Source organism: Lacinutrix sp. WUR7, assembly GCF_016864015.1.
Taxonomy (GTDB): domain Bacteria; phylum Bacteroidota; class Bacteroidia; order Flavobacteriales; family Flavobacteriaceae; genus Oceanihabitans.
The window spans coordinates 3,720,039-3,742,719 of sequence record NZ_CP045067.1 but is presented as its reverse complement, the minus strand read 5'-3'; the positions used below and the strand labels follow the sequence as shown (position 1 = coordinate 3,742,719).

Sequence of the window (22,681 nt, the reverse complement as noted above, 5' to 3'; positions counted from 1 at the left end):
AGAAAATAGTCTATAATGTTAAAAAAAGTCTATGCAAGTGCTGTATTTGGTGTGGAAGCTTCTACAGTTACCGTCGAAGTAAATGTCGATTCCGGAATTGGTTATCATTTAGTTGGTTTACCAGATAATGCAATAAAAGAAAGTAATTTTAGAATTGCTGCTGCATTGCAAAATAATGGGTATAAGATTCCGGGGAAAAAGATAATTATTAATATGTCTCCTGCAGATTTACGCAAGGAGGGAAGTGCTTACGATTTAACACTTGCAGTTGGTATATTAGTGGCTACTAAGCAGATTCAAGCTGAAAATTTAGAAGACTTCCTCATCATGGGAGAATTATCATTAGATGGAAACTTGCAACCCATACGCGGTGCTTTACCCATTGCTATTAAAGCCAAAGAGGAAGGTTTTAAAGGTTTTATACTTCCTGTGCAGAATGCCAAAGAAGCAGCCATAGTCGATGACATACAGGTTTTTGGAGTAGATAATATAAAACAAGTTATAGACTATTTTGATAAAGGCGAAGCGCTAGAGCAAACCATCATAGATACTAAAAAAGAGTTTGAGAAAAATTTAGATTTCCCAGAGTTTGATTTTAGCGATGTAAAAGGACAAGAATCTATAAAACGCTGTATGGAAATTGCAGCAGCAGGAGGACACAATATTATTTTAATTGGTCCGCCAGGAGCAGGAAAAACTATGTTAGCCAAGCGATTGCCTAGTATTTTGCCTCCAATGACTATTCATGAAGCATTAGAAACCACCAAAATACACAGTGTGGTTGGAAGGGTAAAAGCGAATGCAGGTATTATGGCGCAAAGGCCTTTCCGTAGCCCACATCACACCATTTCAAACGTCGCTTTAGTCGGTGGCGGAAGTTATCCGCAACCAGGAGAAATTTCTTTATCGCACAATGGGGTTTTATTTTTAGATGAATTACCAGAATTTAAACGGGAAGTTTTAGAAGTAATGCGACAACCATTGGAAGACAGAGAAGTTACTATCTCTAGAGCAAAATTTACCGTAACATATCCATCTTCTTTTATGTTGGTGGCGAGTATGAATCCTAGTCCGAGTGGTTATTTTAACGATCCTGGAGCTCCAGTAACTTCTAGTCCAGCAGAAATGCAACGCTATTTGAGTAAAGTTTCTGGTCCGTTATTGGATAGAATAGATATTCACATTGAAGTAACTCCTGTTCCTTTCGAAAAACTTTCTGAAGAACGAAAAGGAGAAAGTTCTGTAGAAATAAGAAAACGAGTTACTAAAGCTAGAGATCTTCAAACCAAACGATTTGAAAATTCGGAGGTGGTACATTATAATGCACAAATGAACACGAAACAAATACGTAAACACTGTGTTTTAGATGAAGCTTCTAAAGGATTACTAAAAACAGCCATGGAACGTTTAAATCTTTCCGCAAGAGCGTATGACAGAATTTTAAAAGTGTCAAGAACCATCGCAGACCTTGAAAATCATGAAGAAATTAATGGTTCGCATATTAGTGAAGCCATTCAGTATAGAAGTTTAGATAGAGAAGGTTGGCTAGGATAATATTTTTCTTACCTTTATAGAGCTATAAATTAATATATAACTTATGAAAAAACTACTATTACTATTATTAGGCTTTGCTATTGGCTTTTTGATTTGTTATTTTTATTTGAATAAACCACAAAATGAAATAAATATGACAACACCAAAAGGAATTATTACACCAAAAGAAGCAATGGCTTTAGACGAAGCTTTTAACTCGAGACATGAATTAATTAGTGACTCTATTGTTAAACGACCAGACAATCGCTCTTCTTGGTGGTCTATAGAAGATATAGAAGCTTTTATTAGCCTAGCTAAAGAACAAAGTAAAGAATTAGGGTACGACATGAATGGTATTCGTGTGTATTTAGGAGCATATCCAAGTGATGAAAAAGAAGTAGGTTACACCACCATGTTTATGGTACCAACGGGTAATCCATCGCTATCTGAAGGTAAAGTGATTTCTGTAACTACTAAAAATAATGGAGATATTCCTGGCGGAAATGGATTAAATGAAGGAAGTGAAGGTGATCCGCCACAAATGAATTACCCTCAATAGTTGTGAGTACATTTATTCTCAATAATTATTTAACTTTAATTATGAGTATTGAAGTATTAGCAGCAGTAACTGGAGTAATTCTTTATCGGAAATATAAACATACTACTGCTAAGTACTTCATTTTTTTTCTCGTTTATGTGATTGTCACTGCTCTTATTGCGAGGTATACTCTATATGTGAAAAATAATGGACCATTAAGCTTTTTAGACGGTACATTAATGGAAAGGAACTATTGGTGGTTTACTATTTGTTGGAAAATAACAGCTGTTGTTTTTTTTGGATGGTATTATCTAAAAGTATTAAATAATGCAATTAGTAAAAGAATTCTAAAAATATCTTTAATCGGTTTTTCTATTAGTTCCATGCTAATTATTTTATTGACTTTACCAGATTTTTTCACTAAACCAATCCCATTGATTAGTATTTTAGGAGCAATAATAATCCTGCAATGTGTTTATTTTTATTTTATGGAAATTCTGCAAAGTGAAAATATTCTAACTTTCTACAAATCATTAACTTTTTATATAAGTGTTGCTATTCTTCTGTATTGGCTAATAAAAACGCCGTTAGTTTTTTATGAACAGTATTACCGAAAACTAGATATGAATTATGTTTCTTTACGACGTTATATTAATTTGTTCGTAATATTGTTTATGTATACTACATTTACTATTGGTCTAATCGTTTCTAAACCAGATAAAAATGAAGGGTAAATTATAGGGAATGACTTTATAATAAAAAAATCCATTTTAGTGGATTTACTTTTTTACTAATGGATTCATATATGCTTCTAATATTTTTATGTAAACTTATTTTGCAATAGGATTAATTGTTTCAAAACCACAACAATAAATAAACAATATGTTATTTAATTTAATTCAAGATCCTAGAGTATCTACAAGTGCAGAACGGTATCTTTTAATATACATGATAGGTGTTTTATTAATTGTAACTGCTTTAGTGGTTATCTTTTTTATTGTTTTTCAGAAAAGGAAAAATAAATTATTATTAGATAAAATCAAGCAACAGAAATTATTCGACGAAGAAATATCTAGAACACAAACCGAAATACAAGAGCAAACGTTAAAAAGTATTGGTTGGGAATTACACGATAATGTTGGGCAGCTTTTATCGGTTGCGAGTATGCAATTAAGTATTTTAGGTACGCAGGTTTCTCCAGAAATTAAAGATAGTGTAAGAGAAACTACAAATATTGTGAGAGATAGTCTAAAGGAAGTACGCTCCTTATCAAAATCATTAAATAATGAAGTGGTTTTAAATATTGGTTTTGAGAAATCTATTTCCAACGAGTTAGATCGATTAAAACGAATGAAATTTACAAGTGCAGAACTAATTGTAAAAGGAAATGCAATTCCTATTACAAACAAGAAGCATGAAATAATTATGTTTAGAATTCTTCAGGAGTTTTTATCCAATTCCGTTAAATACTCGGAAGCAAAAAACTTAAAGATTATTTTAGATTACCAAAACAACAACTTACTAATTCAGGCTAGTGATGATGGTAAAGGTTTTGATGTAGATACAGTAGCAAAAGGGGCTGGACTGTTAAATATGAAGAGTAGAGCAGCACTTATTAACGCTACGTTTAACTTAACTTCAGAAATTGGGGAAGGGGTTATGCTTACTATTAATTATCCATTTGAATAAAGAAAGTTAGCCAATCGGATCTTTTTTAATTTTTTCCTTGAAGAAGTTGACACCAACAGACTGAAGGTGTATTATTTTTTTACTTTATTCTTTTACTTTTGGAATTTAGAGACTAGGTTTTGAGTTTTTTATTCTGTACAAGCGTCCCAAATGGCATCTTTTGGTAAAGGAGCAATTATATGTATCTCTTCTTTAGAAACAGGATGTATAAACTGTATTTGTCTGGCATGTAAACTGATACTTGCATCTTTATTGCTTCTATCAAAACCGTATTTTAAATCGCCTTTAATAGAACAGCCAATACTTGATAATTGCGATCGTATTTGGTGATGTCTTCCAGTTTCCAAATTTACTTCTAATAAGAAATAGTTATCTAAAGCCTTCTTTATTTTATAATGAAGAATCGCCTTTTTGCTTTCAGGAACCTCTTTAATATATGCTGTCGATTTATTGTTTTTCGGATTCTTTTTTAACCAATGTACAAGTGTATCTTCGATTTTTGGAGGTTCATTTTTTACAATTGCCCAGTACGTTTTACTAATATCTTTAGAAACAAAAAGTTTATTTAGTCTAGGTAATGCTTTACTGGTCTTAGCAAAAATAACTAATCCAGTAGTTGGTCTGTCTAATCGATGTACAGTACCTAAATATACATTTCCAGGTTTGTTGTATTTATCTTTAATGTATTCTTTAACAATATCACTTAATGGCTTGTCTCCAGTTTTGTCACCTTGTACAATATCTCCTGCACGTTTGTTTACTATGAGGATGTGATTGTCTTCATAAAGTACTTGAAGGTTGTTTTTGTTCGATACTATTTTTTCTGAAAGTCTTGACACGGATAATTAATTATTTTTTACTGAACACGGTACACTAGTACTGTTCCGTGTCATTAGGAAAATCACCACTCTTTACATCTTCACCATATTGTGTAAACGCATTAGTCATTTCTTCGTATAAATTCATATATCGTCTTAAAAAACGCGGATTAAATTCATGGGTCATACCAATCATATCATGTGTAACCAAAACTTGACCATCTACACCATTTCCTGCTCCAATACCAATTACAGGAATAGAAACACTCTCGGCAACTTCTTGTGCTAATTTAGCTGGTATTTTTTCTAATACAATAGCAAAACATCCTGCTTTTTCAAGCATTAATGCATCCATTTTTAATTGTTCTGCTTCTTGCTCTTCTTTAGCACGTACGGTATACGTACCAAATTTATATATAGATTGTGGTGTTAATCCTAAGTGTCCCATAACAGGAATTCCTGCATGTAAAATACGTTTTATAGAATCTTTTACTTCTTTACCACCTTCCATTTTTACAGCATGTCCTCCAGATTCTTTCATGATTCTAATGGCAGAACGTAAAGCTTCTTTTGGATCACTTTGGTAACTACCAAAAGGTAAATCTACAACTACTAAAGCTCTATGTATTGCTCTAACGACTGAAGACGCATGATAAATCATTTGATCTAAAGTAATGGGTAATGTAGTTTCGTGCCCAGCCATTACGTTACTGGCAGAGTCACCAACCAAAATAACATCTATTCCTGCACCATCCACAATTTTAGCCATGGTATAATCGTATGCAGTTAACATAGAGATTTTCTCGCCATGCTTCTTCATGTCAACTAATGATTTTACAGTTACTCTTTTATATTCTTTTTTTGCTACAGACATCTGTTTTTGTATAATTTGATAGAATGTAAAAGTACTAAATTATGTGTATAATGTTAAACTTTTCTTTATAGAGCTCTTAAAACATTAATCTTCAATTATTTTAGACTAAAATTTAAGAATATGGCAAGAGTGATACTCTTTTTAGTAATGCTAATTTCAGGAAGTATTGTTGCACAAGAAAACCATGCGCAAGAAGAAGTAAAGCGTGCTATTGAAACTTTTTTTGAAGGCTTCCATAAAGGAGATACTACTTTAATGAAATCTGTAATGGTAGATAAATTTATTACACAAACAGCGTATAAAAATAAGGAAGGACAAGATATTTTAGTAACCGAAGAGGCTTCCAAACTAATTAAAGCAGTTGCAACAAGACTGGCAGACCAGAAATGGGAGGAACGTTTAATTGATTTTAAAATCCAAGTGAATGGTAATATGGCTAATGCTTGGGTGCCTTATGCGTTTTGGTATAATGATACTTTTATCCATTGTGGAGTAAATTCTTTTCAGTTGTTTCATGATAACGGACAATGGAAAATTATCTATCTTATAGACACAAGAAGAAAAGAAGACTGTCAGGATTAGTTTAACAATCTGACATATTTACGCTAACCGCTAAGCCACCTTCGCTAGTTTCTTTATACTTTGTATTCATGTCTTTGGCAGTTTCCCACATGGTAGCTACTACTTTGTCAAAAGGAACTTTTACATTGTTAGGATCGGTATCTAAGGCTAATTCTGCTGCATTAATAGCTTTAATTGCTCCCATTGCATTACGTTCTATACAAGGTATTTGTACTAATCCACCAATAGGATCACAGGTAAGACCTAAATGATGCTCCATAGCAATTTCTGAAGCTACTAAAACCTGTTCTGGTGTACCACCAAGTAATTCGGTTAAAGCCCCAGCTGCCATTGCAGAACTTACTCCAATCTCTGCTTGACATCCTCCCATTGCGGCACTAATAGTTGCCCCTTTTTTAAAGATGCTTCCTATTTCTCCAGCAACTAATAGAAAACGTTTTATGTCTTCAAAATTACCATCGTGGTTTTCAATCACCAGATAATACATTAATACGGCAGGAATTACTCCAGCGCTTCCGTTGGTTGGAGCAGTAACAACGCGACCTAAAGATGCATTTACTTCGTTTACAGCTAGTGCAAAACAGCTTACCCATTTTAAAATTTGTCGAAACTTAACTTCGGTATTTCTTATTGAATAAAGCCACTCTATATGGGTTGTATATGGTTTTTCGCCTTTTAGTTTTTGGTGCATGTCATAAGCGCGACGTCTTACATTTAAACCACCAGGAAGATTACCTTCGGTATGACAACCAAGATACATACATTCTAACATGGTGTTCCAAATACGTTGTAGTTCTTTGTCAATATCTTCCGTAGAACGAATAGATTTTTCGTTTTCTAAAACGACTTGCGAGATTGGTAAATCTAAATCTTTACAAAATTGTAAAAGCTCTGTTCCTTTATCTATAGGATATGGGAACGAGCATTTTATTTCAAAATTTCTTTTCGAGTTTTTACGCTCTTCTTTCACTACAAATCCACCACCAATAGAGTAGAAGGTAGACTTCTTTTTCGTGCCATCTATATGTGCCGTAAATGTCATTCCGTTAGAATGAAAAGGTAAAAACTTTCTGTTGAAAGTGATGTCTTCCGAAGGATTAAAAGAAATTGTTTTTTCGTTATTAAAAGATAAAACGTTTTTTTCCTTTATAGTAGAAATTATTTCTGGAATGTTTTCCGTTGGAATCGTTTCCGGATCAAATCCACATAAACCTAACATTACAGCATAATCTGTGGCATGCCCTTTTCCTGTTAACGACAAAGAACCGTAAAGATCTATTTGAATACCTTCTACCTTATCAAAAGTATTATTTGCTTTTAATTCTTTAATCCAACGTTCTGCTGCACGCCAAGGGCCTAAAGTATGTGAACTAGAAGGACCAACACCAATTTTAAGCATATCAAAAACCGAAATACATTCCATTTACTATAACCTTTTAGAGTTGGGGTAAATATACATTTTGTTATAGAAGTTACTTATAGAATATGGCTTATATTTATTAAAATAAAGGGGTAAATATAGTTTTAGAGCAATTTCAAATTATCTATGAAGTGGGGTTTTATTTTGTGTATTTTATAACTTCATCATAATTAGTGACATCGATGTTTTTACTGTTTACAAAATCTACAGGTAATACAACGATTCTAAAAACTTGGTTTAAAGTGTCACCAGAAAGTAAATTGTTATAATTAAATGTGGAAGGTGCATCTATAAAAATGGTTACAAAATCAAAATTGTGTTCAAAGTTATATTGAAATTCGTCACCAAAATTAGTGTAAACAGTTTCTGGAAGAGGTTTCCATATATCATAGCCACCAGATTGACCTAAAAGACGATAAACTAAAACCATATCTGTATCATATAAGTCAATACTCAAGGGGATTTCTATGGTTTGTTGATAATTATTTGTAGTGACTAAATCAATATTTCTTTCAAAAGATTGGCCTAGAAAAATACTTCCATTTTGACCGTCAATTCCGTCTTCTCCTTGGCAAGACATTAATAATAAGCTAAACACAAATAATACAGATACAATTTTTTTCATAATTCAATTTTTGTTTAAAGTTACAAATAGCTTTCAATATTACTGGTTAAAAAAATAAAAATTAAAGGATTTAACGATTTTATGACATCGTGTCAGTCATCTTGTATTGGCATAGTCATTGACTATAACATTATGAATTAAAAAATAAATTTCAACACACAAAAAATATAATTATGAGTAAGATTATTGGAATCGATTTAGGAACAACAAATTCCTGCGTTTCTGTAATGGAAGGTAACGAACCAGTTGTAATTCCAAATGCAGAAGGTAAAAGAACAACACCATCAGTTATCGCTTTTGTAGAAGGCGGTGAAATTAAAGTTGGTGATCCAGCAAAACGTCAAGCAGTAACGAACCCAACAAAAACGGTTTATTCTATTAAGCGTTTTATGGGAAATAAATATTCTGAATCTAAAAAAGAAGCAGAACGTGTACCATATAAAGTGGTAAAAGGAGATAATGATACTCCAAGAGTAGATATTGATGGTCGTTTATATACACCTCAAGAATTATCCGCAATGATTCTTCAGAAAATGAAGAAAACGGCAGAAGATTATTTAGGTACTTCTGTAAGTGAAGCAGTAATTACTGTTCCTGCATATTTTAACGATGCACAACGTCAAGCAACTAAAGAAGCTGGTGAAATTGCAGGTTTAAAAGTACGTCGTATTATCAACGAGCCAACAGCAGCAGCTTTAGCTTATGGTATGGACAAAAAAGGAACTGACCAAAAAATAGTAGTATTTGATTTTGGTGGAGGAACACATGATGTATCTATCTTAGAATTAGGAGATGGTGTATTTGAAGTGCTTTCTACAGATGGAGATACGCATTTAGGTGGAGATGATGTAGATCAAAAAATTATCGACTGGTTAGCAGATGAGTTTAACAAAGAAGAAGGTATTGATTTACGTAAAGACCCAATGGCTTTACAACGTATTAAAGAAGCTGCAGAAAAAGCAAAAATTGAATTATCATCTTCTGCACAAACAGAGATTAATTTACCTTACGTTACTGCTACAGCAAGTGGACCAAAACACTTAGTACGTACTTTAACAAGAGCTAAATTTGAGCAATTAATTGACGATTTAGTAAAACGTACTATCGAGCCTTGTCAAACGGCCTTAAAAGCAGCAGGTTTATCTAAATCTGATATCGATGAAGTTATTCTTGTTGGTGGATCAACACGTATTCCAGCAGTTGTAGAAGCAGTTGAGAAATTCTTCGGAAAAGCACCAAGTAAAGGTGTAAATCCTGATGAGGTTGTTTCTTTAGGAGCAGGAATTCAAGGTGGAGTTTTATCTGGAGATGTTAAAGATGTATTACTTTTAGATGTAACACCTTTATCTCTTGGTATTGAAACAATGGGTAATGTAATGACAAAACTTATTGAAGCAAATACAACAATTCCAACAAAAAAGAGTCAAGTATTCTCTACAGCAGCAGATAATCAACCATCTGTAGAAATCCATGTTTTACAAGGAGAACGTTCTATGGCTGCAGATAATAAAACAATTGGACGTTTTCATTTAGACGGAATTCCACCAGCACAACGTGGTACTCCTCAAATTGAAGTAACTTTCGATATTGATGCAAACGGAATTATCAAAGTTTCTGCAGGAGATAAAGCTACTGGTAAGACACAAGATATTCGTATTGAAGCATCTTCTGGATTAACAGAAGAAGAAATCAAAAAAATGAAAGCGGATGCAGAAGAAAATGCAGAAGCAGATGCTAAAGCAGCAGAAAACGCTCAAAAATTAAATGAAGCGGATTCAATGATTTTCCAAACGGAAAAACAATTGAAAGAATTTGGTGATAAAATATCAGATGATAAAAAAGCACCAGTGGAAGCAGCTTTAGAAGAACTTAAAAAAGCATACGAAACTAAAGATGTAGCGGTAATCTCTCCAGCTTTAGATACTTTAAACGAAGCTTGGAAAGTTGCTAGTGAAGAAATGTACAAAGCACAAGCAGATGCACAAGGAGGAACAGATGCTGGTCCTGATGCAAATGCTGGAGCAGACGCAACGGAAGGAAGTGACGTTGAAGATGTAGACTTCGAAGAAGTTAAGTAAGCAGAGAGCCAATTTTTATAAATAAAAATTGTGCGAATCGCTTATGCTCACGCAGGTGAGTATCTTTTTAAAGCTTTTTAAATATATTAAAAACGCAACCATTAATTTGGTTGCGTTTTTTTATTGAAAAATATTTAAATGTTTTTATGGCAGATTTTTTTTTGAATCATTTAAGCATATATGCTAAAAAAACAAATGAAAAGTGTTACTGTAATACATTAGGAGAACAAGTATTAAATAGCATGCCTAGCACCTTAAATGCAACGATTGATTCATATAACTTTAGTCCAGGATATTGTATTATTAAATGAAACGCAAATACGAACTCAGAAGGTATAACAGTATCGAAAATATAATTTAGAATTATATATAAAGAAAAACGCAACCATTAATTTGGTTGCGTTTTTTTAGTCTTTTAATGACCAAGATATTACTATGTAATTTCGCATAAAAAAGACTGCCTTTTTAAGGATAGCCTTTTTTTACGTATTATAAAATAAGAATTATTTTTTAATAACTCTTATTGTTTCTGTAGCGTTACCAATAGTTATTTTAACAAAGTAAGCTCCAGTTTGTAAAGAAGACATATGTACATCTGCATTAATACTATTAGGAGTAGAACGTTGTAGTTCTTGACCTAACATATTATAAACAGATATACTTTCAATATCTTTTTGTGCTTTAATAACTAAATTATCATTTACTGGGTTTGGATAATAAGTAAATGCTAAACTATTATCAAAATCTGCAGTAGATAATGTTGCACAAGTTACTATAGCTTCCCATCCTTCTCTAGTTGCAGATCCATCTGAAGTAAATACAAATGTTAAGGCTCCTGAAGCATCCGTAGAGGTAATAGTCATACCTTCTAAGTCACCTGTACCACCTGGTACAGTATCATCTTCATCCCAACACCAAATAGTGCCTCCTCCTGGAAGGTCCATTGTTGGAGCAGAAGCATCCGCACCATTATGAATTGTTAACCCATCATAACATGCCGTAGCGCCAATATTTTCAGTACTAAACGCTGTAAAGTTTACAGAAACAGCATTTCCTGGCATATATGGCATTAAAGTATAAGTAATAGTTTCGCTATTCGAATAATCAGCACTCATTCCACCTGAATCTAGGAATATTCCGTTAGAACAATCTGGAGCAACAGCTACATAAGGTGTAGCAAAGCTAAAAAGGTCCTGTCTATTCCGACGTTCCATCTACAGCACAATCCGCTTGCACATAATATTCGTAATCATTAGAAACTGTCAATCCTGTTATATTGTATGGATTTGCAATTCCAGAAGCTGTTGGCGTTCTGGTCGGAGTTCCAGCAGCAGTAATATCTACTAATTCAATATTCCATAGTGTAGCACTTCCATTTTCTGTCCATGCTAAATCTGCTGAAAAACCGTCTATATTAAATGCTGTTAATGTTATAGGATCTGGACAAGCAGGTGGTGTTTCAGAAGTAATTGTTGGTGATTGGAAACAGAATCCCCATTCATAACCAGCACCACCTAATGTATCATCAAAATAGATTCTATATCTAAATCCTGATAATTGTGTTGCAGTAAAAGATACAATGTTTAGCACATCTGTTGTATATGCTTCTGCTGTTCCTGAACAGAAATTGTCTTGAGGAGCTCCTGCTGTATCGGCATTAATTGGAGTACCAATTATGTTCCATGATGCTGCATCTGCATCCCAATATTCAAATTGCAAAATATCGTCATTGTTATTATTGTAAACAAAGTCAGCAGAAATGGTAACCCATGTTTCTGTAGCTCCATGAGCAGCGGTTAAATCGATGATAGGGGATTCTGCAGCGATATCATCATCACTTCCATTTCCAGCATCGTCATCATCGAAAGCAAAATTAGCATCCACAGTAGGATTTGCTTCAAATGCTAATGGGTCAGAGTTATACGTTCCAGTTACAGACCAAGCCCCGTTAGGCCACATGGCATTTTGGTTTAATGTTTGTAGGTAAGAGCAAAACACATTATAGCCAAAACTTTAAGAGTAGTTTTTTTTATGTTTTAATGTTTGAATTATTAAAGTCATAAATATAAGAATTAATTTGGTTTGTTTTTTTGTTTTTATAATTAAGCCTTAAAAGTTACCTTCGCAGCAATAATAAAATCACGTAATGTATCAATCCCTCAAGAAAATAATTAAAGGCTTTATGCCAAGTGGGTTTCTAAATAAAAACGAAACTTTACTTAGAAGCTGTATTGCCTTCTTTTATAAAGGGGGTACCTATCAATGTAATCTTTGTGGTTTTAAGCTTTCTAAATTTGTTGTTACAGAAAACTTTGGAAGCATTTGTCCTAAATGCGGAAGTATTTCTAGAAATAGAAGACTCTGGACCTTAATTAAAGATACCTTAAAGAATAAGAAGGTACTGCATTTTTCACCTTCGCATAGTTTAAAGGAGCAAATACAAAAAGCAAATACAAAAGAATATATAACAACCGATTATTTAGGCGAATTTCAAGCCATGAAAAAGCTTAATATTGAAGCAATTGATGAACCAGATAATTATTATGATGTTATTATTTGTTATCATGTATTAGAGCATGTTGCTCAAGACAGAAAAGCAATGCAAGAGTTATATAGAATACTAAAACCTAATGGAGTTTGTTATGTGCAAACACCTTTTAAAGAAGGTGATAACTACGAAGACAATACTATTGTAACAGAAGCAGATCGTTTAAAATATTTCGGACAAGAAGATCATTTAAGAATTTATTCGGTATCTGGTTTATCAAATCGTTTGCAAGAAGCAGGTTTTAAAATCGATGTTTTAGATTATGAAGAAGATGCGAAAAATGTCCTAGGGTTTTTAAAAAAAGAAAGTGTAATTATTGCTTCTAAAAACTAATTTTAAACTTCATTAGTAAATACTTGACTTTTAATGGGCTAATCTTGTTCTTTTAAAAGAAGTTTCCTTTTTATTGTAACTTATGGACACGTGAAGTCGTCTTATATGAAATCTATTCCGTGGAATAGTATTCATTAATCAATCAAAAATAATATTATGGAACAACAATCAAAAAGGCATGTGAGCAAAACCCATGTTTTAATCTTATTTGCATGCTTATTTTTTATGAACCTTACTTTTGGACAAGTAAGAGAAGCGCAAATCACTAAACTCATTGACACGTATACCGCATACAAAACCTTTAATGGTTCTGTTTTAATCGCCGAAAGCGGTAAAGTTATTTATAAAAAAGGCTTTGGATTTGCCAATATGGAATGGGGTATTCCTAATGCACCAAACACAAAACACCGATTAGGTTCTATATCCAAACAATTTACTGGAATGCTAATTCTTCAATTGGCAGAACAAGGTAAAATAGACTTACAAGCTCCAATAATAACGTATCTTCCAGACTATCCTAAAGCCACTGGAGATATCATTACAACACATCATTTATTAACGCATACTTCGGGAATTCCTAATTACACTTCTTTTCCAAACTTTTTTAAAGATAAAAGTAGAAATCCGTATACACCTGCAGCATTTGTAAATGAATTTTCGGAGATGGAATTAGATTTCTCTCCTGGTGAAAAATTTAGTTATAGTAATTCTGGCTATTTCCTTTTAGGTGTTTTAATTGAAAAAATTTCAGAAAAAACCTATGAGGAAATGTTACAAGAAAATATTTTGATTCCTTTAAATATGAAGGATTCTGGGTTTGATCATCATGAAACTATTTTAAAAAATAGAGCAACCGGATACGAAAAACAAGGAGGCGATTTTGTAAATGCAAGTTATTTAGATATGTCTATTCCTTATGCCGCGGGATCTTTATATGCTACAGCAGAAGATTTATACCTTTGGGATCAAGCTTTATATACGAACAAACTACTTTCTAAAGAATCTATGAAATTGTTTTTTGGCGAACATATAAAAGCATGGAGTGGTCATTATGGCTATGGTTGGACTATTGGTAGCGAACCTATTGGGGATACAGATACAAAAGTAGAAACGATTAGTCATGGTGGCGGAATTAACGGTTTTAATACCTTAATTACTAGAGCTCCAAAAGACAAATCATTAATCGTATTATTAAACAATACCGGAGGCGCTCCTCTTAATGAAATGGCAAAAGCAATTCGTGGTATTATGTATAATGAGTCTTACAGCTTTCCTAAAAAATCTGTAGCGAATGCCGTATACGAAAAAATAGAATCTAACGGAATTGAAGCGGCTTTAACGTATTATAATAGTATTAAATCTTTAAGTGATTATGAGGTAAAAGAAAGTGATATGAATAGCATTGGCTATAAATTATTACAAGCGGAAAAAGTAGACGAAGCAGTAAGCATTTTTAAACTTATTGTAGATGCATATCCAAATTCATCAAATGCATATGATAGTTATGCTGAAGGTTTAATGACACAAGGAAACAACGAACAAGCAATTGTAAATTATAAGAAGTCCGTAGAACTAAATCCGAATAACCAAAACGGAATTGATTTTTTAAAGAAACTAGGAGAAGATATTTCAGGTTTAGTACAGGAAGTTATTGTAGCAGACGAAATGCTACAAAGCTATGTTGGTAAATACCAATTAATGCCAGAATTTGTAATCGAAATTTTTAAGGAAGGAAACCAACTAAAAACACAAGCAACCGGACAACCAGTATTTGATATTTTTGCAAAATCGGATAACGTGTTTTATTTAAAAGTTGTTGCAGCACAATTAACCTTTAATAAAAATGCTGCTGGAGAAATAGAAAGCGTCACTCTTTTACAAGGAGGAAGAGAAATGACGGGGAAGAAAATGTAAAAAAAAACGAAAATCTAAGATAAAATAAGAACTATCTAAAAAGGAATTGTTTTGTCATTTTGATCAAAGAAGAGAAATCTAAATATTTAATTACAAGATTTTTCGGATAGGTGCAAGATGACATGCCATACTAACTTTTTAGATAGTTTTTTTGTTGGATAGCAACTTGATATTATCAAGTTTTTCAGCTAACTTCGTTTAACTTCTAGATAGGAATCCTTAAAACGGAAAGCTATCGTCCAAATAAAATAAACGATTAAAAATATGATTGAAAGACTCCACAATAAGAACCTAAGAGTTTCTGAAAAAATACGTTCCGTTTTTCAATTATCGTATAAGATAGAGGCGGAGTTATTAAAAGCTGTAGATTTTCCTCCTTTAAAAAGACCTCTTGAAAGTTACGTTAATAGCGAAACAGCATTTTTTGGATACTTAAAAAATGAAGAACTTGCTGGCGTTGTAGAAATAACACATAACAATACCTTTACACATATTAATAGTTTGGTTGTGGCTCCGCGTTTTTTCAGGCAAGGAGTAGCAAGAAAATTAATGGAATTCGTTTTTAATAACTACGATTCGGATCTTTTTGTTGTGGAAACAGGATTAGATAACGGACCAGCGACTGCATTGTATAAGAAATTTGATTTCAAAGAAGTTAAACAATGGGACACCGATCATGGCGTTAGAAAGATTAAATTCGAACGAAGAATAAATAACTAGGCACAACTATTCATATAACCCATTAAAAAAATGATACAACCATTAAAAATATTTTGCATTCTAGGGATCTTCTTTTTTCTTTCTTGTAAAAAGGATTCGAATATATCTAACAACCAAACCTCTTCTGAAAAGGAAAAAAGTGTAGTCGATTTAGGAGCTGCATTTAATGATTATTGGTACTCGGGTACAGCAGAACTGAATAGCTATGCTTTGAAACAATCTCGTTATGGTGAAATTCGCGAAGGCGAAGTGGTACTCGTATTTGTAACAGAACCATTCTCATTAAGCAAACAAGTAAAATTAGATAATCCTCAAGAAGCAGGAATAGATAATGTTTCTGTTTTAAAATTGAATCAGGTTAGAAAATTCACAACTGGAATCTATGATTACTCGATAGTTACTTCTACGTTTACTCCGGTGGACGCTGAAAATTATCCACATACTTTAAAATTAAATACGAGTATTCAAGAATGGTGCGGACATACATTCACACAACTAAATCTTAAAGAGGATGTGTATGATTTTAAACAGTTCTCTTACTTTGAAGCAGATGGAGATGAGCAGAAAGATATACCTGTAGCACTTTTAGAGGATGAACTTCTGACGCGTATTCGTATAAATAAAGGACAATTACCTTTAGGAGAAGTGGATATGATTTTTTCTACCATATACAGTCGTTTTGCTTATCAGGAATTAAAACCTGCCAAAGCAGAAATTAGTAAGACAGAGTCTGACTCCATAATTCACTATAATATAGCCTATTTAAATTATGATAGGAAATTATCTATTGATGTAGAAAATAGATTTCCATATAAAATACTATCCTGGACAGAAGGTGATGGAGACGGCCTAATAACGGAAGCTAAATTGAAAGTAAGTTTGAAAGAACCATATTGGAATCAAAAAAAACGTACCGATGAAAGGAAACGAGAGGAATTACAGTTGCTAAAGTAAAAACGAAAAAAGCCATCAAAATAAGAACGCGAAAAATAAGGATTTAACTCAATAGTTATAAAGATAAATTATAAGTAATGAAATGACAAAAGAGCCTCTATTTCAGAAATTATAGAGGTATTAAAAACACTTTGAGTTAAATAATACGAAACAAAGCACCTTGGATATTTTCAAGGTGTTTTTGTTGGATAGCAACTTGGCATTATCAATTATTTCTTCTAACTTCGTTTAACTTCTAATATAAGTCATTAATACGGACTCAAATCTTCTTATTTGTTCGTTATATGCAATTTGAAAAATCGAAATAAATGAAAATAAAATGTTTAGACATCAAGGTAAAAGCAGAACAATAAAACATAATTTGCGAATTGCCACAATTTTATCCTTGGTTGCAGGAATTGTGAATGTTACAGGGTTTTTAGCTTTTAGCCAATTGACCACAAATGTAACAGGACATTTTGCTCTTTTTATTAGAGATGTTGCCAATTTTGAGGTTTGGAAAGGAACCATTTATTTCCTTTATATTTTTTCTTTTCTCTTTGGTTCTTTTCTGTCCAGTTTCCTAATTGAAAAATTCAAAGGAAATAAAAAACTGAATGTTTTTGTTTTACCAACAATAATGGAAAGCTTTGTTTTATTATCGATTGCTGTCCTAAGTGATGCGGGAGAAATAAAATATCCAGACTTAATTGTTTGTATGTTACTCTTTGCAATGGGACTTCAAAATTCGTTAGTTACAAAAATTTCAAATGCAGTAGTTAGAACAACACATCTTACAGGATTGTTCACCGATTTAGGAATTGAATTATCACAACTATTTTTTCCTAAAACGCATCTAAAAAGAGAAAAAATTAAAGAGACAATAAAACTACGGGTTTATATTATTTGCTTCTTTTTTCTTGGCGGATTAGTAGGCGGGTTTTTTTACTCCAGACTGGGTTTAAAATTAAATACACTGATTATTGGCGCAGTAATTTTATTAACAAGCCTGTTTTATGACGATTTGAGATACCGATTAATTATGGCGAAAAGAAAATATAAACAAAGAAAAAAAGTAGTAAATAGCTTCTGATATAGATGTTAAAACGTTTTAACTTCAAACAAATCCTTGAAAAACTCCAGATTTTATTTCTGGCCATTCTTCTTTTAAAACACCATAACAACAAGTACTACGTTTAAAACCGTCTAACATTAAAGTGTCTTTTCGTAAAAGACCTTCTAGCGTTCCGCCAATTTTTTCTACCGCTTTTCTAGATTTTATGTTTCGTTCATCGATTCGAAATTCTACCTTATCAAATTGTAATACTTCAAAAGCATATTGAAGCATTAAAAATTTCATTTGTTTGTTTAATCCAGAACCTTGAAAATCTTTTCCAATCCAAGTCCAACCAATATGTACTACTTTGTTTTTGTAGTTTATTAAGCCAAACCTTGTACATCCTGCATAGGCTTGTTTTTTCTTATCATAAATAATAAAAGGAATTGCCGTTTGCTTAGTATAGCTATCTACAGCATGTTGCACATATTCTTTTAGTTTTTCAGGAGGAGAAATAGCGCTAGGAGAGTAGAAGATTAAACCTTTCTCTTCTGCAATTTTAGAAAGATGCTTGTAATTACTACCATCTAAAAGCGTGAGTTTTACGTATTCGTTTTCTAGTTGCAGTATTTTCATATTCATTTCCCACGAAAGTGGGAATCTTTTTTAATTAAACGATATTATTTAATTTTCAAATTGTCCCCTCGAGGGGACCTTAGGGGTGTTTTTAAACCAATCCATTTATCAACGCTACATTCACCGCATGTTTTCCCTCAAAAGGAATAATTTGCAAACGGTCACCAAATAATTCTTTTGCTCTAGTAGTTTCGTGAGTAATGCGTTCTTCGTTTAAATACTCGTCTTCGGTACCATAAATCATAGATACTTTTGCCTTTGAAAATGCAAAGTCTTCTGCTTTCAATTCTTTTGGTAATCCTCCAGAATGTAAAACCAATTGTGTGCAGACTAGTTTTCGTCTGGCAACAAATCGGGAAGCAATACTAACACCTTGTGAGTATCCTAAAACGATGAGGTTTATATTTTTTGGTAACGCTTCCGCAGTTAAAACAGCATCCAAATTACGCATGACGTTTTCGGTTTCCTTATCTGTGTTCTCTTTGGTTAACCAACTTGCTCCAACATGCTTAAATTTTGGAGAACTATAATATTTACTCTGTGCTTGTGGCGCAATAATATAATTTTCGTCTTTATTCAATCCGTCAAAATACCTTAAAAAATATCTACTTAAATACCCCATTCCGTGACAAACAAACCAAACATTTTTAGTTTTGTCGGTTAGTGTATTTAAAGTAGCATAACTATTGGTAGTTGTGTATGAAATTTCTTTTTCTTCTAAATTCATTTTGTACTTTTACAATCCGACAATAAAAATACATTATTTATATGCAAATATCTAAAGAAAGCATGTTAGCAAAAGCAAATGCTGCTAGTAAAAACACCTTAATGGAAACGCTAAACATAGAAATGGTAGACTATGGCGAAGATTTTTTAGTAGCCAGAATGCCTGTAGATTCTAGAGTGTACCAACCAGACGGCGTTTTACATGGTGGAGCAACTGCAGCTTTAGCAGAAAGCGTAGGTAGTTTTGCTTCGCATTTATTTATAGATACCGAAAACAAATTTGTTCGTGGTTTAGAGATTACCGCAAACCATTTAAAAAGTGTTACCGAAGGTTTTGTATATGCAAAAGCTACTTTTTTACATAAAGGAAGAACCACACAATTGTTAGATATTAGAATTACAGATGACCACGATAATTTGGTGTCTATTTGTAGATTATCTACCATCTCCTTACCTAAAAAGAAATAGGTTTCCGTTTTCACGGAAATCAAATAGATCTTATTCATGCAAACCTCCGAATTCTTAGAAATTGCCCAGAATCATTTTGACGATGCTTTGCCTTTTGTACTGTATCGTAAACCGAATGCTTCCGTTATAAAAGGAGTTTTTCAAGATGACGATATCGTTTATACCTCTAAAGATCTAACCGAAAGTGGTTTTGTTTTTGCTCCTTTTAACGCAGAAAAACAAACGGTATTGATGCCTTTTTCAGTATCGGAAACCTTAGAATCTTCCTTTGCTATTTCCGAAGTTACAGAACAAAATACACGAGACAAAAAAGAAGTGCAACAGGAAAGTGAAAACGTATTAAACGATGCGAAGGATTTTCATATTAATCTAGTAACCAAAGCTATAAATGGTATAGTTGAAGGGAGATTGAAAAAAGTAGTCGTATCCAGAAAAGAAGAAGTTAGGCTTACCGAAAGTAATCCTATGGCCCTTTTTGAACGCTTATTAGTAAAATACTCTACCGCTTTTGTGTATTGTTGGTACCATCCAAAAATAGGTTTATGGCTTGGTGCAACTCCGGAAACTTTATTAAGTATTACAGGAAATCGGTTTACAACCATGGCTTTGGCAGGAACACAAGCGTATCAAGGAGATGATAATCCGGATTGGAAAGCTAAAGAAACCGAAGAACAACAATTAGTAACCGATTATTTAATTGCTAGTTTAGAATCTTCAGTAAGTAATATTGTAGTTGCAGCTACTAAAACCATAAAGGCAGGAAGTTTACTGCATTTAAGCACTAAAGTTTCGGGTGTTTTAAATTCGGATTTAATGGAAGTTGTAAAAGCATTACACCCAACGCCAGCTGTTTGCGGATTACCAAAAACGATCGCAAAACAGTTTATTCTGGAAAACGAAAACTATGACCGTGAGTTTTATACCGGTTTTTTAGGCGAAATTAATAGTAAAGAAAAAACATCACGAAATACCAACCGCAGAAATGTAGAAAATAACGCATATGCAGCCATTAAAACGGTATCTAACTTGTATGTGAATTTACGTTGTATGCAGTTAACAGATGTGAAAGCAAGTATCTATGTTGGTGGCGGAATTACTAAAGACTCTATTGCAGAAAAGGAATGGGAGGAAACCGTTAATAAAACGGAAACCATGAAAGCCGTTTTGTAAACAAATCAAGAATTTACATTAACTTTTTGGCTGTTATTATAAAATTTAAAACCAAAATATTATCGGGTATTAGTAGCAAAAACTTACATTTGTATATCGCTTTTTCGTAATTTAAAAAGATTCCCATTTTCATGGGAAGTACGCATGAAACACCCAAAAATCCCTTTAGCACAAACCATTATTCAGCTTTGTAAAGCAAAGCATATAAACCATATTGTTATTTCTCCAGGAAGTAGAAATGCACCTTTAACCATAGGTTTTACAAACGATGACTATTTTACTTGTTACAGTATTGTAGACGAGCGTTGTGCTGCATTTTTCGCATTAGGTATTGCCCAACAAATACAAAAACCGGTTGCCGTAGTTTGCTCTTCGGGTAGTGCATTATTAAATTATTATCCTGCAATTGCAGAGGCTTTTTATAGCAATATTCCTCTAGTAGTTTTATCTGCAGATAGACCAAAATATTTAATAGGAATTGGTGACGGACAAACCATTAATCAAGAAAATGTATATGAAAACCACATATTGTATTCCGCGAATTTAAAACAAGATATAAAGGAAGAAAATAGCTTTGTGCAAAATGAAGAATTACCAATATTTAAGAATATTGAAAACAAGTTAGAAAAACTATTAGGTCTTCAGCAAAATATACAATCACAAAACGAAGCAGAAATCAATGAAGCTTTAAATATTGCAATACATAAGAATGGTCCTGTTCATATTAATATTCCCTTTGATGAGCCTTTGTATGAAACCGTGGATGCTTTAACTGTAAATCCTAAGGTAGTAGAGGTCACTAAGAAAGTCAATAAAATAGAAGAACTGCAGTTGTCTAATTTAGTATCCGATTGGTATGCTGCTAAAAAGAAAATGGTTGTTGTTGGTGTAAATAAACCCAATAGCATCGATCAAAAATGGTTAGATGAACTTGCTGAAGACGAAAGTGTGATTGTTTTTACCGAAACGACTTCTAATATCCATCATCCTCATTTTTTGAATAGTATAGATAAAATAATAGCGCCTTTAAACGAAGAAGAATTTAAAGCTTTACAACCAGATATTCTTGTAACTTTTGGCGGATTAATTGTATCAAAAAAAATTAAAGCTTTTTTAAGAAAATACAAACCGAAACAACATTGGCATATTGGAACAGAAAAGGCTAACGATACTTTTTTCTGTTTGGAGCAGCATATAAAAAGAACGCCAAATCAGTTTTTTGCCCAGTTTTTACAAGAAGTAACCCATCTTACTAAAAGCAATTATCAAGACTTTTGGACAGCTATAAAGAAAGACAGAAAAAAGAAGCATGCTGCTTATTTTGAGAATATATCGTTTTCCGATTTAAAAGCGTTTAAATCGATCTTAAAATCGATTCCTGATCACACTGTTTTGCAATTGAGTAATAGTTCTACCATTAGATACGCGCAACTGTTTCGAATAAATAAAACGTTAGAAGTTTTTTGTAATCGGGGTACTAGCGGAATCGATGGAAGTACAAGTACCGCAGTTGGTTGTGCCGTTGCCAATACTAAGCAGACTGTATTTATTACTGGAGATTTAAGTTTCTTTTACGATAGTAATGCGCTTTGGAATAATTACATTCCTAATCATTTTAGAATTATTGTTATTAATAATCAAGGAGGTGGGATTTTTAGAATTCTACCAGGAGATAAAAATTCTGAAAATTTTGATACTTTTTTTGAAACCAAACACCAATTATCCGCAAAGCATTTAAGTGATATGTATGGTTTTACTTATGAAAGTGCAACTAATGAAGAGGAATTACTAGCCGTTCTATCCTCATTTTATATAGAAACAAATACACCTAAAATTTTAGAAGTTTTTACACCAAGTACAGTTAACGACACCATATTATTGAACTATTTTAAAGCTTTACGGTAGTTAGTCGGTTTATTTTGATGTTTTGTCGGTAGATTGAAGTATTTAAGAATTTATTATTGTTAGAAAATGCGTAAATTCCTTATCTTTAAGATACTTAAAACAATCAGTAACTAA

Annotated in this window: 22 protein-coding genes; 14 read left to right on the top strand and 8 right to left on the bottom strand. The window is 32.8% G+C overall.

From position 1 onward, the window contains the following. Positions 1–15: 15 nt before the first annotated feature. The 4 genes from FG167_RS16265 (at position 16) to FG167_RS16250 (ending at position 3,760) form a co-directional block, all read left to right on the top strand. Positions 16–1,554 carry a YifB family Mg chelatase-like AAA ATPase gene (locus tag FG167_RS16265; protein WP_203459264.1) on the top strand — a complete coding sequence of 513 codons (1,539 nt, stop codon included), beginning with the start codon at positions 16–18 and terminating at the stop codon, positions 1,552–1,554. Positions 1,555–1,597: 43 nt separating this feature from the next. Next, positions 1,598–2,092 (top strand): hypothetical protein, encoded by a 495-nt coding sequence (locus FG167_RS16260; RefSeq protein WP_203459263.1) that lies wholly within the window; start codon positions 1,598–1,600, stop codon positions 2,090–2,092. 41 nt (positions 2,093–2,133) lie between these two features. Beyond that, the gene (locus tag FG167_RS16255; protein WP_239004413.1) at positions 2,134–2,805 is read left to right on the top strand and encodes a hypothetical protein; all 672 of its coding nucleotides are present in this window, start codon (positions 2,134–2,136) and stop codon (positions 2,803–2,805) included. 148 nt (positions 2,806–2,953) lie between these two features. Continuing rightward, on the top strand, positions 2,954–3,760 hold the full coding sequence (locus FG167_RS16250; protein WP_239004412.1) for a sensor histidine kinase: 807 nt from the start codon (positions 2,954–2,956) through the stop codon (positions 3,758–3,760). A gap of 128 nt (positions 3,761–3,888) precedes the next feature. Here FG167_RS16250 and FG167_RS16245 read toward each other — a convergent pair whose 3' ends face one another. Further along, on the bottom strand, positions 3,889–4,599 hold the full coding sequence (locus tag FG167_RS16245; RefSeq protein ID WP_203459261.1) for an RluA family pseudouridine synthase: 711 nt from the start codon (positions 4,597–4,599) through the stop codon (positions 3,889–3,891). 34 nt (positions 4,600–4,633) lie between these two features. Then, positions 4,634–5,452 (bottom strand): 3-methyl-2-oxobutanoate hydroxymethyltransferase, encoded by an 819-nt coding sequence (panB, locus tag FG167_RS16240; protein WP_203459260.1) that lies wholly within the window; start codon positions 5,450–5,452, stop codon positions 4,634–4,636. Positions 5,453–5,572: 120 nt separating this feature from the next. Between panB and FG167_RS16235 the strand changes: the two genes are divergently transcribed. Then, positions 5,573–6,034, top strand: a complete 462-nt coding sequence (locus FG167_RS16235; RefSeq protein WP_203459259.1) for a nuclear transport factor 2 family protein — start codon at positions 5,573–5,575, stop codon at positions 6,032–6,034. 1 nt (position 6,035) lies between these two features. Here the strand turns inward: FG167_RS16235 and FG167_RS16230 are convergent, their stop codons facing one another. Together FG167_RS16230 and FG167_RS16225 are read right to left on the bottom strand one after the other, a co-directional pair. Then, positions 6,036–7,457: an L-serine ammonia-lyase gene (locus FG167_RS16230; protein WP_203459258.1), complete on the bottom strand. Its 1,422-nt coding sequence runs from the start codon at positions 7,455–7,457 to the stop codon at positions 6,036–6,038. 136 nt (positions 7,458–7,593) lie between these two features. Next, entirely contained in the window at positions 7,594–8,079 is a 486-nt protein-coding gene (locus FG167_RS16225) for a dihydrolipoamide dehydrogenase (RefSeq protein WP_203459257.1), read from the bottom strand. 173 nt (positions 8,080–8,252) lie between these two features. Here FG167_RS16225 and dnaK point away from each other — a divergent pair, with 173 nt between their 5' ends. Continuing rightward, positions 8,253–10,157, top strand: coding sequence for a molecular chaperone DnaK (dnaK, locus tag FG167_RS16220; protein WP_203459256.1), 1,905 nt, complete (start codon positions 8,253–8,255; stop codon positions 10,155–10,157). A 503-nt stretch (positions 10,158–10,660) separates the two neighbouring features. On the opposite strand, the gene FG167_RS16215 is transcribed toward dnaK, so the two are convergent. Beyond that, positions 10,661–11,371, bottom strand: coding sequence for a T9SS type A sorting domain-containing protein (locus tag FG167_RS16215; RefSeq protein WP_203459255.1), 711 nt, complete (start codon positions 11,369–11,371; stop codon positions 10,661–10,663). Next, entirely contained in the window at positions 11,355–12,155 is an 801-nt protein-coding gene (locus tag FG167_RS16210) for a hypothetical protein (RefSeq protein ID WP_203459254.1), read from the bottom strand. Before FG167_RS16210 ends, FG167_RS16215 begins: the two co-directional genes overlap by 17 nt. 148 nt (positions 12,156–12,303) lie before the next feature. Here FG167_RS16210 and FG167_RS16205 point away from each other — a divergent pair, with 148 nt between their 5' ends. From FG167_RS16205 to FG167_RS16185, 5 genes are all read left to right on the top strand, one after another. Further along, entirely contained in the window at positions 12,304–13,038 is a 735-nt protein-coding gene (locus FG167_RS16205) for a class I SAM-dependent methyltransferase (RefSeq protein ID WP_203459253.1), read from the top strand. A 156-nt stretch (positions 13,039–13,194) separates the two neighbouring features. After that, positions 13,195–14,952 carry a serine hydrolase gene (locus FG167_RS16200; RefSeq protein ID WP_203459252.1) on the top strand — a complete coding sequence of 586 codons (1,758 nt, stop codon included), beginning with the start codon at positions 13,195–13,197 and terminating at the stop codon, positions 14,950–14,952. Between the two features lie 264 nt (positions 14,953–15,216). Continuing rightward, positions 15,217–15,672, top strand: coding sequence for an N-acetyltransferase (locus FG167_RS16195; protein ID WP_203459251.1), 456 nt, complete (start codon positions 15,217–15,219; stop codon positions 15,670–15,672). A gap of 30 nt (positions 15,673–15,702) precedes the next feature. After that, positions 15,703–16,626, top strand: a complete 924-nt coding sequence (locus FG167_RS16190) for a septum formation inhibitor Maf (RefSeq protein ID WP_203459250.1) — start codon at positions 15,703–15,705, stop codon at positions 16,624–16,626. 319 nt (positions 16,627–16,945) lie between these two features. Then, entirely contained in the window at positions 16,946–17,698 is a 753-nt protein-coding gene (locus FG167_RS16185; RefSeq protein WP_203459249.1) for a YoaK family protein, read from the top strand. A gap of 24 nt (positions 17,699–17,722) precedes the next feature. On the opposite strand, the gene FG167_RS16180 is transcribed toward FG167_RS16185, so the two are convergent. Together FG167_RS16180 and FG167_RS16175 are read right to left on the bottom strand one after the other, a co-directional pair. Continuing rightward, positions 17,723–18,298, bottom strand: coding sequence for a GNAT family N-acetyltransferase (locus FG167_RS16180; protein WP_203459248.1), 576 nt, complete (start codon positions 18,296–18,298; stop codon positions 17,723–17,725). A gap of 91 nt (positions 18,299–18,389) precedes the next feature. Next, on the bottom strand, positions 18,390–19,025 hold the full coding sequence (locus FG167_RS16175) for an alpha/beta hydrolase (protein WP_203459247.1): 636 nt from the start codon (positions 19,023–19,025) through the stop codon (positions 18,390–18,392). A 41-nt stretch (positions 19,026–19,066) separates the two neighbouring features. Here FG167_RS16175 and FG167_RS16170 point away from each other — a divergent pair, with 41 nt between their 5' ends. The 3 genes from FG167_RS16170 to menD all read left to right on the top strand — a co-directional run bounded on the left by FG167_RS16170 (position 19,067) and on the right by menD (position 22,567). Continuing rightward, positions 19,067–19,492, top strand: coding sequence for a PaaI family thioesterase (locus FG167_RS16170; RefSeq protein WP_203459246.1), 426 nt, complete (start codon positions 19,067–19,069; stop codon positions 19,490–19,492). A 36-nt stretch (positions 19,493–19,528) separates the two neighbouring features. Beyond that, positions 19,529–20,662, top strand: coding sequence for a chorismate-binding protein (locus FG167_RS16165; RefSeq protein ID WP_203459245.1), 1,134 nt, complete (start codon positions 19,529–19,531; stop codon positions 20,660–20,662). 144 nt (positions 20,663–20,806) lie between these two features. Continuing rightward, the gene (menD, locus tag FG167_RS16160) at positions 20,807–22,567 is read left to right on the top strand and encodes a 2-succinyl-5-enolpyruvyl-6-hydroxy-3-cyclohexene-1-carboxylate synthase (protein ID WP_203459244.1); all 1,761 of its coding nucleotides are present in this window, start codon (positions 20,807–20,809) and stop codon (positions 22,565–22,567) included. The last annotated feature ends 114 nt before the right edge of the window (positions 22,568–22,681 follow it).

What these genes read in the sequence shown, in the direction of transcription:
- FG167_RS16265 (WP_203459264.1), top strand. Translation starts at nt 16, where the DNA reads ATGTTAAAAAAAGTCTATGCAAGTGCTGTATTTGGTGTGGAAGCTTCT.
- FG167_RS16260 (WP_203459263.1), top strand. Translation starts at nt 1,598, where the DNA reads ATGAAAAAACTACTATTACTATTATTAGGCTTTGCTATTGGCTTTTTG.
- FG167_RS16255 (WP_239004413.1), top strand. Translation starts at nt 2,134, where the DNA reads ATGAGTATTGAAGTATTAGCAGCAGTAACTGGAGTAATTCTTTATCGG.
- FG167_RS16250 (WP_239004412.1), top strand. Translation starts at nt 2,954, where the DNA reads ATGTTATTTAATTTAATTCAAGATCCTAGAGTATCTACAAGTGCAGAA.
- panB (WP_203459260.1), bottom strand. Translation starts at nt 5,452, where the DNA reads ATGTCTGTAGCAAAAAAAGAATATAAAAGAGTAACTGTAAAATCATTA.
- FG167_RS16235 (WP_203459259.1), top strand. Translation starts at nt 5,573, where the DNA reads ATGGCAAGAGTGATACTCTTTTTAGTAATGCTAATTTCAGGAAGTATT.
- FG167_RS16230 (WP_203459258.1), bottom strand. Translation starts at nt 7,457, where the DNA reads ATGGAATGTATTTCGGTTTTTGATATGCTTAAAATTGGTGTTGGTCCT.
- FG167_RS16225 (WP_203459257.1), bottom strand. Translation starts at nt 8,079, where the DNA reads ATGAAAAAAATTGTATCTGTATTATTTGTGTTTAGCTTATTATTAATG.
- dnaK (WP_203459256.1), top strand. Translation starts at nt 8,253, where the DNA reads ATGAGTAAGATTATTGGAATCGATTTAGGAACAACAAATTCCTGCGTT.
- FG167_RS16215 (WP_203459255.1), bottom strand. Translation starts at nt 11,371, where the DNA reads ATGGAACGTCGGAATAGACAGGACCTTTTTAGCTTTGCTACACCTTAT.
- FG167_RS16205 (WP_203459253.1), top strand. Translation starts at nt 12,304, where the DNA reads ATGTATCAATCCCTCAAGAAAATAATTAAAGGCTTTATGCCAAGTGGG.
- FG167_RS16200 (WP_203459252.1), top strand. Translation starts at nt 13,195, where the DNA reads ATGGAACAACAATCAAAAAGGCATGTGAGCAAAACCCATGTTTTAATC.
- FG167_RS16195 (WP_203459251.1), top strand. Translation starts at nt 15,217, where the DNA reads ATGATTGAAAGACTCCACAATAAGAACCTAAGAGTTTCTGAAAAAATA.
- FG167_RS16190 (WP_203459250.1), top strand. Translation starts at nt 15,703, where the DNA reads ATGATACAACCATTAAAAATATTTTGCATTCTAGGGATCTTCTTTTTT.
- FG167_RS16185 (WP_203459249.1), top strand. Translation starts at nt 16,946, where the DNA reads ATGTTTAGACATCAAGGTAAAAGCAGAACAATAAAACATAATTTGCGA.
- FG167_RS16180 (WP_203459248.1), bottom strand. Translation starts at nt 18,298, where the DNA reads ATGAAAATACTGCAACTAGAAAACGAATACGTAAAACTCACGCTTTTA.
- FG167_RS16175 (WP_203459247.1), bottom strand. Translation starts at nt 19,025, where the DNA reads ATGAATTTAGAAGAAAAAGAAATTTCATACACAACTACCAATAGTTAT.
- FG167_RS16170 (WP_203459246.1), top strand. Translation starts at nt 19,067, where the DNA reads ATGCAAATATCTAAAGAAAGCATGTTAGCAAAAGCAAATGCTGCTAGT.
- FG167_RS16165 (WP_203459245.1), top strand. Translation starts at nt 19,529, where the DNA reads ATGCAAACCTCCGAATTCTTAGAAATTGCCCAGAATCATTTTGACGAT.
- menD (WP_203459244.1), top strand. Translation starts at nt 20,807, where the DNA reads ATGAAACACCCAAAAATCCCTTTAGCACAAACCATTATTCAGCTTTGT.